This window comes from Streptomyces sp. NPDC055254 (genome assembly GCF_053606025.1).
This window is the reverse complement of record NZ_JBSGQV010000005.1, coordinates 231,220-244,977: the sequence shown is the minus strand read 5'-3', so window position 1 is coordinate 244,977 and position 13,758 is coordinate 231,220. Positions and strand designations below refer to the sequence as shown.

Below are 13,758 nucleotides of genomic sequence, written 5' to 3'. Positions count from 1 at the left end.
CCCACCAACGGCCCGCTGATCGGGGTCGTGGCACACACTTACGGCTACATCAACCAGGGGAGCCCGACCAATCCCTGGCTATCAGCCATCAATTCGTTCTTCATCCGAAGTTCGCGGTTCTCTTTTTCGACCTCTCGCAGGCGGGCGCGCTCGGAGACAGTCAACGGCGATTCTTCGACGGGGTGCTCACGCCGGTAGGTGTTGACCCAGTTTCCAAGGGTTCCCTCGATGATCCCGAGTTCTCGGGCAACCTGAGCAATCGGACGGGACCCCTCGATCACCATCTTGATCGCCTCGTCCTTGAATTCAGGACTGAACTTCCTGCGCTGTTGTGCCACGTACCTTCTCCGTTGTTCCGGACAAAAATTCTAGTTGGCCCGGTGTCCGGAAACTTCGGGGCGCCTCAATGGAACATCTGTCCGCCGTACCGGCGGATCGTGTGGGACAGGCCCCACCCACGAGAACTACCGGCCGGCCCCCACTCAACCCGGAAGGCATCCGTCCCAGGCGCGACCCTTGTGACCGTCTTCGGGAACCTGGTCGACGACCTCGAACCCGGGTTCGCCCCAAGGCGCAGTAGCCGCCGCGTGCCGCATCGCATCCGTACCGCGCACGACCCATTGGCCCCACACAACTGCTCACAGGTGCCATTCCAGCCACTCATGCATGAGCAGCACCTTGATCCCGACAAGGAGTCCCGCCCCCGTGACCGCTTCCCTCGACACTCATCGCCTGATCGTCACCCTTCCGAACCAGGGCCCCGCCGACGTCCGCTCGAACCTCCCGCGCGCCACCGCCGCCGCCATGCTGCGCCGTCTCGCCAACGAGCTCGACGCAGAGCGGCCGCTCGCCGTCCTGCCCGGGGAAGCCTTCGCCGCCCTCACCCAGCAGCTCGCCCGCCGCCACCGCCCCGCCGAGGCAGCCCGGCTCGCCGCCACCGCCCTCGCCGACCACACCCGCGAGCTCGCCGGCATGCTCTCCGCCGCCCTCGACCGAGGCATCCCCGCGGAAGCCCCGTCGGTCGGCCGGCACCTGGTCTCGATGCTGCGCAGCCACGCCATCAATCTCGACAGGCCGCCCCGGACCGCCATCGACGACGTACTCGACCTCGCAGCCGCCCGCCGCGCCCGCCTCACCCGCCGGACGCAACGATGAACAGCGACACCACCCTCGGCGTGGCCGCCGCCGTCGACGCCCCCCACCGGGCCCGCGCCGGGCGGGCAGGCCCCGGCCGAGGCCGCAGTGGGCGTCAGCCACGACGAGACGGCTGTCCTTGCCCGCGTTGCGCAGTGGTGGTGGTCATGGCTGTCACGGGTTGCCAGGCTGCTGCCGTCAGGCGCTCATCGCGACCTGACAGCACCATGGACGCGACCCTCCACTCCCCCTCAGCTCGGGGCACGCACCACGGCTGAGCCCGCGCAGCAGCCGTCCACCGCTTGCTGTGTGCGCCTGGCCGACTTCGCGGGCGCCATCGGGCCCAGAATGCCCAGACGGATGCGAGAAAGAAGCGTCAGCGCACTGCACATATCGCCCGCTCTGCCCGTAACGCACATAGGAGCCCTGTCCAGTTTGCTCCATACGGGCCGCTGACCTGCGGTTTTCTTCACATGTTTGCGCTAGATCTTATTCCGATGACGCACCACGTCGAGTGCGTGGCGATCCTCGAACCGGTGCGGGAAGATGCCTGACCTGCGGTTTTGTCAGTGCACATTATGTGCGCTGTGGGCGTTACGGGCGATATCCTGACGCTGAAATGGCGCTCATGACGCATATTTGTCGCTCGTCCTGATGAGATGTCAGGTCATTTGATGGGCAGATCGCAGACCTCGGACTGCCCTAGTCGAAGGGCCCCGAAGGGTGGAGGGGCGCCGCCGTTCGAGCTCCTTCGCGTAATTTCGGGACGAGGATCGGTGCCTGCTGTGTGAGTCCGTTGCGGTTCTGCACACACTCTGGTCGGCCGACCGGGTCGAGAGGGCCGAAGGGGCCAATCTGGCTCACTCATGCGCCACGGAGAGCGACCAGACGGCGACGGGGCGCCTGCCTCCGTGGTCGGGGCCTCAGCTGTCTTCCGCGCGGGGACAAGGCGAGGGTCCTCTGGGTCAGCGTAGGGGCTGAGGATCTTCGCGGCGACCAGCAGCAACATCAGCTTGCCGTCCCGGTTTTCGAGGTCGTTGCGCCGCTCGCTGCGGACGCGATCGGCCAGAGCCGGGACGGCGAGGGAGGCTCCCAGATTCGCTGCGTCCAAGCCGCGGGGGGCGATGCCCCAGTCCTCCCAGTCAAACAGGCAAAACACCGACGCCGTCACATGCGCCCAGTTCAGATCCGCGTGGGCCGGACGCCATTCGACCACTGCCGTGTCCACGCCGGGGAAGACGCTGTGGACCGTTCCCGTGACCAGTTCCTGCGTGAGGGTCTCGGTATCCGGTGTTGCGACCCGGTTCGTGTGCTGCTCGGCAAACGTGGGCGCCGACCTGCGACCAGGTCGTACGGCGTGGCGGATCGAGGCGGCTGCCCTGGGGATGGTGAGGAGCCTCCAGTCAGTGTGGCCGCGGTGGGCGGTGGGGAATTGACGGCGGAGCATCGCGGTCACTGAAATCCTCGTGAGGGGTCAGGAGTACGTCCCTGGCGTCACGGGAATCACCTGCGCCCAGCGCCATCTGGGTATCAGCGCGGACAGCGCTGCGAACCAGAGCCGGTCCGCCTGCTCGTACCGCACCGGGCCCGCAAGTTGCCTACGCAGCACCGCGTCCTCGTGCCGGAGCGCCAGCAATTCAGCGTCCTTGGCCGCCTACCGACGCAGCAGCACCGCCGGGACCGACAACAGCTTCTGCGTCACCCGATACACCAGCGAGACGATCATCCCGGCATGGTCCCAGTACCCCAGCAGTTCCCGCCAGACCCCCTATGAGCTGCAGCGACGCATTCCTGAACGGCTCACGCTTCACTCCGTCAGCGTGCCCGCTCCACGCGGCGCTCGTCCCACACCGGCTCCGGCGCCTCGCGTACCCGGCCGTCGCTGCCGAACACCAGGAAGCGGTCGAAGGACCGTGCAAACCAGCGGTCGTGGGTGACCGCCAGGACCGTCCCCTCGTACGCCTCCAGCCCCTCCTGCAGGGCCTCCGCCGATTCCAAGTCCAGGTTGTCGGTCGGCTCGTCCAGCAGCAGGGCGGTGGTTCCCTGCAGTTCCAGCAGCAGGATCTGAAAGCGCGCCTGCTGCCCGCCGGAGAGCCGGTCGAAAGCCTGGTCACCCTGCCGGTCCAATTCGTAGCGGCGGAGCGCCGACATGGCCGCGCCCCGGTCCCGGGCGTGCTCGGTCCACAGGATGTCCACCAGGGTGCGCCCCATCAGTTCGGGATGCGCATGCGTCTGGGCGAAATGACCCGGCACCACCCGTGCGCCCAGTGTCACCGTGCCCGTGTGCGCCACGCCCTCCCCGGCCAGCAGCCGCAGGAAGTGCGACTTGCCCGACCCGTTGGAGCCGAGCACCGCCACCCGCTCGCCGTAGAAGATCTCCAGAGAAAAGGGCTTCATCAGCCCAGTCAGCTCCAACTGCTTACAGGTGACGGCCCGCACGCCGGTGCGCCCGCCGTGCAGACGCATCCGAATCTCCTGCTTGCGCGGTGGCTCCGGCGGCGGACCGGCCTCCTCGAACTTGCGCAGCCGGGTCCGCGCCGCCTGGTAACGAGAAGCCATGTCGTCGCTGCGCGCGGCGTACTGCTGTAGGTCCCGCACCAACTTTTTGAGTTGGGCGTGCTTCTCGTCCCAGCGGCGGCGCAGCTCCTGAAACCGGGCGAACCGTTCCTGCCGCGCCTCGGGGAAGGTGCCGAAACCGCCGCCGTGCACCCAGACGTCGGAGCCGGCCGGGCTCGGCTCCACCGCGATGATCCGCTCGGCGGCCCGTTCCAACAGCTCCCGGTCGTGCGAGACGAACAGCACGGTCTTGCCGGTCTCACCGAGCCGGTCCTCCAGCCACCGTTTGCCCGGTACGTCCAGGTAATTGTCGGGCTCGTCCAGCAGGAGCACCTCGTCGGGACCGCGCAGCAGCACCTCCAGGACGAGCCGCTTCTGCTCACCGCCCGAGAGCGTGCGAATCTGACGCCACTGCGCCTTCTCGTACGGCACGCCGAGCGCGGCCATGGTGCACATGTCCCACAGGGTCTCCGCCTCGTAGCCGCGTGCCTCCGCCCAGTCGGCCAGGGCCTGGGCGTACTTCATCTGAGCGGCCTCGTCGTTCACCGTCATGATCAGGTGTTCCGCCGCGTCCACGGCCTGCGCGGCTTGCCGGATGCCCGGCGGCGCCACCGACACCAGCAGGTCGCGGACCGTGCTCTCGTCCCGCACCGAGCCGACGAACTGCCGCATCACCCCGACACCGCCGCTCGACGTGACCGTGCCGCCGTGCGGCTTCAGCTCGCCGGACAGCAGCCGCAGCAGGGTCGTCTTGCCGGCGCCGTTCGCGCCGACCAGGGCCGCCACCGCTCCCTCGCCCACCCGGAACGACACGTCGCCGAGCAGTGTCCGCCCGTCGGGCAGGTAGTACTCGAGGTGAGAGGCCTCCAGATGTCCCATGTTTCCTGTGTCCTTGTCTGCTGTACGTGTACGGATACGGCGTGGTGCGTCGGCGCGCTGTGTGGGCGGGCGGCTCCCGGACCACGGTGCCAGGCAGGCCCGGTCGACGGCTGCTCATTTTTTTCCGGGCCGCCGGCGGACGGGTCCCCGGGGCCGCCGGGGCATCCGCTCAGGCCGCCTGGTCGAGGACCTCCATCCGGAAATGGTCCAGCACGGCTTGCATCCGGGAGACGGTTTCGGCCACGTCGCTGCCCTCCACGTGTACACAGCCCGACGACGCGTGGGAGGCGCGCTGCGGTGTGACCTCCGTGCCCGGCACGAGCAGCACGCCCGCCGAGCACGCCGGGCAGCCGCCGTAGTTCCGCGAGCGGGGTGACCGCCACGACCCGTCCGGTGAAGTGTCGATGCTGGAGAAGGAGTCGGTCGGCTTGAGGATGAGCGGCCAGCAGAGTTTCCCTGGCATGCGCCCGGATGTCGTCGAGCGTGGCGGCCGTGCGGTATCGGGCGCAGGGGATGCCCAGCTCGGGGAAGCGGCCTTTCATCCGCGGCTTGTGGCGCGGCCAGGCGACCTGTTCCTCGTCCAGGTGCGGCAGCCCGGCGAGTGCGGCAAAGGCCTGCGAGATCTCCTGCAGCGGCTCCTGCGGATTGCAGAAGTACCGGGGCGGTGACGACTGCCGCGCCGCCCAGTCCCGGTAGCGGGCCGCCTCCCGCTCCAGCGGCACCCCGTCGGCGAAGGTGAAGGACGGCCGGTGCTTCGTGCGTTCGCAGTACTCCGCCGGCAGGTAGGTCCGGCGTTCGAAGCGGAGCAGGGTGACGTCGAGTCCGGCCGGCCGATGACGTAGTCCGTGAAACTGCCCGGACGTCCGTCGACCAGCAGGAAGGAGGGAGGGGGATCGGTCATGCGGAAGCCTTGGGTGGGCGGAGGGCGGTGGAGTCGTACCGTTCCGGGTCCGCTGGATCCGGGTGGCTAGGGCCGGGGATGCCGTACGGGGCCGTGAACCGGTGGCGTACGGCGAAGGCGATGGCGGCGCCTGCGAGCAGGGCGGCGACCGCGGCGACGAAGCCCGCCCAGGTGCCGTAGGCGCCGACGAGGAGACCGCCGAGCTGAGCGCCGACGGCGGTGCCGACGACGTTCACGGTGATGACCCAGGTGAAGGCCTCGGTGATGGCGCCTGACGGGGCCGTGCGCGCGACGAGTTCGTACTCCACGGCCGTCACCGGGGCGATGACCACACCGCCGAGGGCGAGGGCCACGCCCATCGACCAGTTGTCCCAGGCGAGCAGGGGCAGTGCGGTGAGCGCGGACAGGACGAGCAGGCCGATGGCGAAGGTGCGTTCGGCGGGCCACTCCCGGGTACGGCTGCCGTACCAGAGCCCGCCGACGACCCCGCCGACGCCCCAGGCACCGAAGATCAGGCCGACGCTGTCCGCGGAGCCGTGTTCCTCGGCAAAGGCGGGCAGGACCAGGTTGAACACGCCCATGGACACGGCCGCGCAGACCAGGACGGCCAGCAGCCGGACCAGGCCCGGCGAGCGCAGCGCCCCCAGCAGGTCGCTCTGGGTCTCCGTGGCGCTCCAGTTGCGCGAGGCTTGCGTGGTGGCGAAACCGATGGCCCCCACGCCCGCCAGGATCCCGCCGACGACCAGGGCCGTGGCGGGGGTCCCCCAGAACAGCACGGCGCTGAGCAGCAGCGGTCCGCCGATGACGAAGACCTCGCTGAGCACCGCCTCCAGGGAGAAGCCCGCCTCCCGGCCGCTGGGCAGCGCGCTCCACAGCGACCGGACACAGCCACTGATCGGCGGGATCGTGGCGCCCGCGACGCTCGCGCACACCAGCTGCGGGATGCGGGCGTCGGGCGCCGTGCACACCAGGCCGATCAGCGCCAGTGGGTGGACGACACCGGTCAGGAGGAGCAGGGGAGTCTGGCCGTGCACGTCGACGCGGCGGGCGACGACCGGCGCAAGCACCGCACCGCCCAGCGTGTAGCAGGCCAGCAGCAGGCCCGCGGAGCCGTAGCCCGTGCCGCGCGAGGTGGCGAACACTACGAGGGCGAGCGTGACCAGGTACAGCGGGAACCGGCCGACGGTGCTCCACAGCAGTGGGGCGCGCATGGCCTTGTCGCTCAGGACGGTGAGGAACCGGTTCCTGGCGGGCGGAGTCTTGGAGCCGGTTTCGGTGGACGGGTCTTCGGGCCGGCTGTCGGATGCGGCATGGGTCATGGTCTTCTCTCGGTTCTCGTGGGGACGGTCCACGACGAGGGATGGTCCGCCGGGCAGGGAGGTTCCGTTCAGAGCGCGGCGACGACGGCGGCGATCTCCTTGGCCAGCAGGATCTGTTCCGCCTCGTCGAGTTCCGGGGTGAGCGGTACGCACAGGGTGCGGCTCAGCCCGTCGCGAGTTGCGGCGAAACCGTCCCGGCTCAACGGTGCGTAACGGTCGTCGCCGTCGGCCAGGTTCCACGGGAACCCATCCGCGTACAGCGAGGCGCGGCCCGCCACCACCGGGTGCTCGGGCAAAAGGTACTTGTCCAGGCTCCAGCAGGGCAGCCCCCGTTCCTCCAGCCGCTCCATGGCCCTGTCTCGCAGCTGTCGCGACTCCAGCAGCAGCCGCACGCTGGTCTTGACGTCACCGAGGCGCTTGGCGATCACGGTGACGTCCGAGCGCTCGCCGAGCGCCTCCAGCGTCAGGGCGTAGTGCCGCTCCAGAGAGGAGAGGATCTCGTCCAGCCGCCGGAACTGCTGGAGCTGTACGGCGGCCACGGCCTCGTTGGCACACAAGTTCTCGCCGTAGAACGCGCCGGGGTTCCAGCCCGGGTACTTGCCCTGCTCGCGGGCCGAGCCATGGTCGGTGTAGGACCGCAAGACGTCCCAATGAGCGTGGTCACGGACCACGACCAGGCCGCCCTCGCCGGAGGTGAGGATCTTGGCGTGGTGGAAGCTGAACGTGCCCGCATAGCCGACGGTCCCGGCGTGCCGCCCGTCCGTGTGGCGTCCGCCTATGGCCTGCGCGGTGTCCTCGATCAGGTACGGCACCCGCTCGGGCAGGTCGACGACGGTGCCCTCCATGTGCGCCACCACGACTCGCTCCGCGTCCGCGGGCAGCAGCGAGGCGTCCAGGCCGAACCGTTCATCGACGTCGACGAGAACCGGAACCAGTCCGCAGGACAGCACGGCACCGGCCACCGCGACGAACGTGACCGCCGGTATGTACACGGGGTCGCCGATCCGCGGTCGGGTGCCCATCAGCGCCACGCGCAGGGCCTGTGTGCCGTTCGGCACGGTCAGCGCCCGCCCCGCGCCGAGCCGCTCGGCCGCGTACGCCTCCAGCAGGTCGGCGTTGCTCGGCGCGGGGGCGCTGTACCGGAAGAGGACCTTGTTGTCGAGGGACCGGTGCAGTTCGGGGGTGTCCTCCAGGGAGAGGTAGTTGGCGCCGTAGGGGAAGGGACGCAGCATCAGCAGGCTTCCGTTCGAGGTGGGTTGACAGGGGCTGCGGGGAGAGGCCGCGTCAGAACGGGGCGAGCAGGAGCTGCCGGACCTGACGCGCGACGCGCTGGGCGCCGCGCCGGTCGTCGCCGGCGTGCTCCAGCGCCCGGGAAATACGGTTCCAGAGCGGGTCGGCACCTCGGACGGCGCGGTCGGCCGAGGTGTCCGGTGCGGCCGCATCGAGCACCTCGACGCCGGTCGCCTCCGTGATCCCGGCGAGCCGACTGGCCTGGTCCGCGTCCAGAGCCGGGAGCAGCAGCAGCGGGACCCGGGCGGCGTGCGCCTGGTTGACGGCAGTCAGCAGGGGCGAGGAGACCAGCAGCGACGCCTCGGCCAGCAGCCGCTCCGTGGCGGCCTCCTCGACCCCTGCGACGGGCAGCGCGCCGGTGTCCTCTCCGGCCGCGGACAGCAGGGCGGACCGCACGGGCACCGGCGCGTCCAGGACCACACCGAGCAGCGGTTTCCCGTCGTACCGTGCCGCTTCCGCGGCGGCGCGCAGGGCCGCGCCCGCCCGGGCGACGGCCGCGTGGTCGTCGGGGTGCAGATCCGGTGTGGACAGCTGGACGACCGCGCCGCGCGCCGCACGCGCCCGGGCGGCCCGGGGCGGGGCGATCGTGCCGACAGTGTGCACGCCCTTGGCGCGCTGCCCGCCCAGCCAGCCGGGCCGGTGCAGGCAGCGGACGGTCGACGGCGGCCAGGTGCCGCCGGGCGGGGGGCCACCGGAGGCGACGAACACAACTGGTACGCCGGAGGTGCTCAGGCGCGCGGCGAGCACATCGTCGTCGCACACCACGGCGGCCTCGGGGGCGGGGGCGGCGTCCGGCTCAGCGGTCAGCTCGACTTCGGAGAGGTGGGCGCTGACATGGCGCAGCGCGGCCTGGGACTCCAGCGTGGATCGGGCGGCGGCGAGCACGCGCGGCCGCGGCGGGGCGGTGGTGGGTGAGGACATGGTGGCTCCGGGCGCGGTCGGTTCCAGACGCGGGCGTGAGGGGAAGGCGGGGCCGTCAGTAGTGCCAGGCCGGTACGGCGCCCATGCGGGCGAGGTCGTCGCTGTAGCCGGCGGCGGTCGCGGAGCAGCCGCCGCACATCGTCGGACCCTGCTGCTTGAAGAGATCCGCGTGGGTGCGGAAGACCGGGCTGTCGAGCATGACCTTGCCGTCGTCGGTGCGCAGCGGCGCGCCGCCGGGGCCCTCGTCCCCCTCCTTGTGCGGAAGGCAACTGCACGAGAACATCCGGCCGTTCTTGCCGTCCAGGTAGATCACGTCGTCGGTGACCAGACACAGCGGCTCCGATGCGCGCGGCGGCAGGGACTCCTCGAAGAAGGCCTTCTGCTCCTCGGGTGTGTCGCCGTAGAAGCGCTTGCCGAGCGGTACGAGGGTGGTGGCCGGGTCGGCGGCGTAGATGGGATCACAGGCGGCGATGACCTCCTCCGCCGACGGATAGCGGATCTCACGGTCCAGCTTGATCGCGGACAGCTCCCACTGCTGAACGCCGAGGTCGGTCAGCACCCGCTGCAGGTCGGACATCTGCGCGAAGTTGTGCGGCCCCACGACGGAGTTGACGCGCGGGATGATCCCCAACTCCTTTGCCCGGCGCAGCCCTTCCAGACCGTTGTCGAACATGCCGGGAGAGCGGCGGTAGACGTCGTGGGTGGCAGCGGAGGAGCCGTCCAGGCTGACGATCACCTGGGCCAGCCCGGCGTCGGCGAGCCGGTCGACGAAGCGGGGCAGGAACATGCCATTCGTGATCAGCGACATGCGCATGCCGTGCTCCGTGCCCAAGCGCACCAGATCGACGACGTCCCGGTGCATCAGCGGCTCGCCGCCGGTGAAGCGGACGTAGCCCACCCCCTTCGCCACCGCTTCCGGCAGCAATTCGGCGAAGTCCTCCGGGCTGAACCGGTAGGTGTCCCGAGACAGGGCGAACTCGCACATGAAGCAGTCGGCGTTGCATGCCTCAAGCACACGGATGAACAGATAACGGTGTCGTTCCTGCATGATCGGTCAGCCTTTCAGGAAGGGAGGTCGGCGGGGCGGTGGCTGGTGCCGCGGCGGGCCGCGGTGGCCAGCACGATGTCGGCGACCTGGGCCGCGCCACCGGTGCCGACCAGCCGGGCCAGGGCAATCCATTGGCCTTGCTGCCGCTCGACCGCGGCGAGGCAAGCGCCGATGCGCTCGGTCAGGGCCGCGCGGACTGGTTCGGGGGTGCGGGCGGCGCGCGCGATCCCGCCGTAGATCAGTTCCAGGGCGGCGTCCTCGCCGGGCGATCCACCGCCGTCCGCGACGTCACCGGATGCCGTGACCAGGCGGGCGTCGAGCACCTCGTGGGCGCGGAACACCTCCTCGGGCCACTCGGCGACCGGCGCCTCGGTGGCCTGGGCGTAGAAGGAGGCGTTGAGGATCTGGCTGATGTTCTGCGGGGGCAGGCACACCACGGGCACCCCGCGCGTGCTGGTCTCCAGCAGCGTGGTCAGACCGGGGGAGGTGAGCAGGACGTCGGCCTCGGCGATCTCGGCCAGGAAGCCCTGGTGGCCGAGGGCGCCGCTTCGTACGTCCAGGCCCGCCGGAACGGTGATGCCGTCGAACACCCCCTCGGGCACGTTGCCGCACAGCGTGACCTGCCGGACGCCCCACGCGGCGAGAGCGCCGAGCGCGGCCGGGACCGTCAGGGACAGGTAGGCGGAGGGGTCGTCCAGCAGCGGTGACAGCAGGCCGCCCAGGCTGACCACCGCGCGGCGTTCGCCGGCCGGCCGCATCTCGCGTCCTGTCCGGACCGGCCCGGGGACGATCACCGACTCGACCCAGCGCAGGTTCTCCACACGGGCCAGCACGGGCCAGGCCGGACCCGGCAGCCCGGGAACCAGCTGCGCGCAGTAGACGCTGGCTCGCAGCGGCAGGCTGTCCAGATCGTCCTTCGTCCACAGGAAGGGCAGGCTGTCGACGAACACGACGGGGCAGCCGGCGTCCTCCAGCGCCACCGCGGCGGCCCGGTCCAGGACGCACACGGCGGCGTCGAGGGCTCGCTCGTCCACCAGGGCGCGCAGCGCCCGCGCATCCGTGAGGTCGACGTCGTGCCACTCTTCGACACCGTGGCCGCGTACGATCTCGCGGCCGAGCCGCGAGCCGATCCCGACGAAGCGCACGCGGTTGCCGAGCTCCGCCCGCAGCGCGTGCACGATCGCGCCGAGCTTTCCGGCGCTGCCCCAGCCGAACTCGACACCGCACAGGGCGACGGTCACGGCGGTGGGCGGCTGGGCGGGCCCGGCGGCCGCGGGGAGTGTCCGCAGTGCGGTCGTCATGCCGGCACCACCGTTTCCGCAGCGGCCGGCTCCGCCGCGGGCGTGTCGGGGCGGTCCGTCGCGTGCCGGTGGTAGGCGAGGACCGGGTCCAGTTCCGGTGCGCTCCACGGCCCCGGCCGGACGCCGAGACCGGCCGCCCAGTCCAGGGCGGTGTGGACCGCTCCGTCGAGGCACTGCGCGGACCAGCTGCCGTCGAACGGCAGCTGCAGCACCGGGGAGACCTCGCCGAGTGCCGAAATCATCGGACTGTAGGTGGTGCCGGGGTCGAGCAGCAGGCCGACGGGCTTGCGCAGCGCGGAGGCCCAGCCCAGTTCGAGCGCAACGCCCGTGGAGGGCGGGGTTCCAGGGTAGGCGAGCACCAGGTCGGCGCACTGCATCGCGCGGAAGTCGGAGGGGACGCACTCCTGCGGGGGTAGACCCCATTCGCCCCACCCCTCGTTGTGGTGGGCATTGAAGACTGCGTGCCCGGCGTCGAGAAGTGCCTCACGCAAGGCCGACAGCCGCTGTCGCCACTGACGGCGGACCACGCCATCGGCCGGATCGATGAACTGCACGAACGGCGCGGCGAGAAAGACACGCAGGCCACCGGTGAGGTTGTCGCCGGTGCGCCGGCCGGCCGCGGTGTGCGCCGCGGCAGCGGACGTAGGGGGCAGGGGAGTGGTGCCGCTCATGCCTGTTCTCCCGCCTCGGTCAGCCGGTCGTACTTCAGGGCATTACCGCGTGCCAGCTCCACCGGGTAGCGCTGCTCGTTGAGGGCGAGCTTCTCGCGGGCGGCCGCGAGCAGGTCGATACCGGCCGAGCGGGACAGCCGCAGCAGATAGTTGAGGATGTCGGCCAGCTCGTGGGCGAGTTCGCGGCGGAACTCGGGGTCCTCGAAGGGGCGTGCCGCGGCCTCCTCCGGGGTGAGCCACTGCAGGAGCGCCAGCAGTTCCCCGCTCTCGCCGCCGAGGGCCATCGCCAGGTCCTTGGGGTTCTGGAAGGCGTCCCAGCCGCGTGCGGTTACGAAGGAATGCAGTTCGTCGGCGTACTGGTCCAGGTCATTCATGTGCGTCTCCGGTGCGGTGTGGCGCTGCGGGCAGGGTCAGGCCCCATTGGACGGTGCAGGTGTCGGGGTGGTACGCGGCGGGCATCAGGCCCTCCAGGGACCAGCGGCGGCTCTGCATGAGCGCGGTGATGGCGGGATCCGGCGGCTGGTGGGTGTAGAGCTTGCGACCGAGCCCGCGGTACAAGTCGGGCAGCCGGTCCAGGAGCTGGGCGAGGACGGCTGGACGGTCCGCGCACAGCGGCATCATCTTGACGGACAGGCCCTTCTTCGGGCCCGCGGCGGCCACTCCGCGCACGGTGCCCGTTTCGTCCACCGCCACGTGGATGATCTTGAACTTTTGGTTGAGATCACCGTGGTGGCGACGGTCGTGCCCGGCAATCAACGCATCCACCCAGTCCGCGTTCACACCCCGGTACGCGGGCTGCATCACGCGCAGCACGAGGTCGCGCAGCCCGGGCGCGTCCTGTGGCCGGAAGAGGCGGATGCGGGTGCCGCTCACGGCGCCGGTGTGGTCGTCCCCGGCGGGCTCCGTGCGCAGGGTCAGGTCCTTGTAGAGCATGCGCTCGGTGCTGTCCGACTTGTACTGGCCGGGCGCGCTGCCCGCCGGCACGAAGGCATGCCGGAGGAAGAAGTCGATCGCGGCGGTGTTGGCGGCGGCGACCGTGCAGTAAAGCTGCCGGGCCCCCGCCTTGCGGGCGAAGTCCTCCGCCGCGCGCAACAGCATGGTGCCGAGCCCGGAGCGACTGCGATGCTCCGGCACGAGGATCAGCGGACTGATCTTCACTGTGCCCTGGCGCTTGACCACCATGTGCAGCACACCCAGCCGCTCGGCGTCGGGCGTGTCGTCCGAACACAGCATGAAGGTGCGCTGGGAGCGGGAGAAGTGGCCGAACGGGTCGTGTCCGGAGGCGAGGTGCGCATCGAGGACGCGATCGGCGTGCGCGGCGTGGTCACCGTCGTAGAACGGGCTGAGCGCGCTGGTGAAGAGGGACCTGAGGAAGTCCCGGTCGTCCTCGCCGGCCGCGCGGATGCGCAGGGAACCGGCCGGGGGCGGCTCAGTCGTGGGCAGGGGCGTATGGGTGAGGGCTGTCACCGTGTGACCACCTTGGTCTGGGTCTTTGGGCTGCTGTCGCTGTTCACACCAGGTGCCGTCCGGCCGAGGACTCCCGCCTGGCACGGGACTTACGCATTCCCGGGTGGGCACGGTCTTCTTCAGCCAGTGGTCGGTGCCGTGGGGCTCCGCATCGTGGGTCGCCGTCTGTCGCGGTAACCCACGCCCTGTCGTCACCGCGCGCGCCCGCTGCGGCGGCCGCCGAGGCATCCGGGACAGGGCCTCGGCATCACCGCGGCTCTCTCGTTCGTGA

At 70.6% G+C, this 13,758-nt stretch carries 11 protein-coding genes and 3 pseudogenes; 1 reads left to right on the top strand and 13 read right to left on the bottom strand.

Annotated elements, in window-relative coordinates:
• Positions 1–65 precede the first annotated feature (65 nt).
• A pseudogene (locus tag ACWFQ8_RS07980) lies at positions 66–338 on the bottom strand (transposase); the annotation flags it as partial.
• Positions 339–705: 367 nt separating this feature from the next.
• Here ACWFQ8_RS07980 and ACWFQ8_RS07975 point away from each other — a divergent pair.
• Positions 706–1,155 carry a hypothetical protein gene (locus tag ACWFQ8_RS07975; RefSeq protein WP_453785342.1) on the top strand — a complete coding sequence of 150 codons (450 nt, stop codon included), beginning with the start codon at positions 706–708 and terminating at the stop codon, positions 1,153–1,155.
• A gap of 880 nt (positions 1,156–2,035) precedes the next feature.
• Here the strand turns inward: ACWFQ8_RS07975 and ACWFQ8_RS07970 are convergent.
• The 12 genes and pseudogenes from ACWFQ8_RS07970 to ACWFQ8_RS07915 all read right to left on the bottom strand — a co-directional run.
• Positions 2,036–2,470: pseudogene (locus ACWFQ8_RS07970) on the bottom strand (hypothetical protein); the annotation flags it as partial.
• Positions 2,471–2,617: 147 nt separating this feature from the next.
• Positions 2,618–2,860 (bottom strand): annotated as a pseudogene (locus ACWFQ8_RS07965) (integrase core domain-containing protein); the annotation flags it as partial.
• An 89-nt stretch (positions 2,861–2,949) separates the two neighbouring features.
• Complete coding sequence (locus tag ACWFQ8_RS07960) at positions 2,950–4,569, bottom strand: ABC-F family ATP-binding cassette domain-containing protein (RefSeq protein ID WP_453785341.1); 1,620 nt, start codon at positions 4,567–4,569, stop codon at positions 2,950–2,952.
• 169 nt (positions 4,570–4,738) lie between these two features.
• A complete protein-coding gene (locus ACWFQ8_RS07955) occupies positions 4,739–5,032 on the bottom strand; it encodes a hypothetical protein (protein WP_453785340.1) in 294 nt (97 codons plus the stop codon).
• A gap of 434 nt (positions 5,033–5,466) precedes the next feature.
• The gene (locus ACWFQ8_RS07950; RefSeq protein WP_453785339.1) at positions 5,467–6,822 is read right to left on the bottom strand and encodes an MFS transporter; all 1,356 of its coding nucleotides are present in this window, start codon (positions 6,820–6,822) and stop codon (positions 5,467–5,469) included.
• A gap of 35 nt (positions 6,823–6,857) precedes the next feature.
• The gene (locus ACWFQ8_RS07945) at positions 6,858–8,021 is read right to left on the bottom strand and encodes a DegT/DnrJ/EryC1/StrS family aminotransferase (protein WP_453785338.1); all 1,164 of its coding nucleotides are present in this window, start codon (positions 8,019–8,021) and stop codon (positions 6,858–6,860) included.
• Positions 8,022–8,073: 52 nt separating this feature from the next.
• Complete coding sequence (gene blsF / locus ACWFQ8_RS07940) at positions 8,074–9,000, bottom strand: CGA synthase-related protein (RefSeq protein ID WP_453785337.1); 927 nt, start codon at positions 8,998–9,000, stop codon at positions 8,074–8,076.
• A 55-nt stretch (positions 9,001–9,055) separates the two neighbouring features.
• Positions 9,056–10,048 carry a cytosylglucuronate decarboxylase gene (gene blsE / locus ACWFQ8_RS07935; RefSeq protein WP_453785336.1) on the bottom strand — a complete coding sequence of 331 codons (993 nt, stop codon included), beginning with the start codon at positions 10,046–10,048 and terminating at the stop codon, positions 9,056–9,058.
• A 14-nt stretch (positions 10,049–10,062) separates the two neighbouring features.
• Positions 10,063–11,349, bottom strand: coding sequence for a hydroxymethylcytosylglucuronate/cytosylglucuronate synthase (locus ACWFQ8_RS07930; protein WP_453785335.1), 1,287 nt, complete (start codon positions 11,347–11,349; stop codon positions 10,063–10,065).
• Positions 11,346–12,020, bottom strand: coding sequence for a hypothetical protein (locus tag ACWFQ8_RS07925; RefSeq protein ID WP_453785334.1), 675 nt, complete (start codon positions 12,018–12,020; stop codon positions 11,346–11,348). The genes ACWFQ8_RS07930 and ACWFQ8_RS07925 overlap by 4 nt, the downstream gene beginning before the upstream one ends.
• Positions 12,017–12,394: a nucleotide pyrophosphohydrolase gene (locus tag ACWFQ8_RS07920; RefSeq protein WP_453785333.1), complete on the bottom strand. Its 378-nt coding sequence runs from the start codon at positions 12,392–12,394 to the stop codon at positions 12,017–12,019. The genes ACWFQ8_RS07925 and ACWFQ8_RS07920 overlap by 4 nt, the downstream gene beginning before the upstream one ends.
• Positions 12,387–13,487: an N-acetyltransferase family protein gene (locus ACWFQ8_RS07915; RefSeq protein ID WP_453785332.1), complete on the bottom strand. Its 1,101-nt coding sequence runs from the start codon at positions 13,485–13,487 to the stop codon at positions 12,387–12,389. Before ACWFQ8_RS07915 ends, ACWFQ8_RS07920 begins: the two co-directional genes overlap by 8 nt.
• Positions 13,488–13,758: the final 271 nt, after the last annotated feature.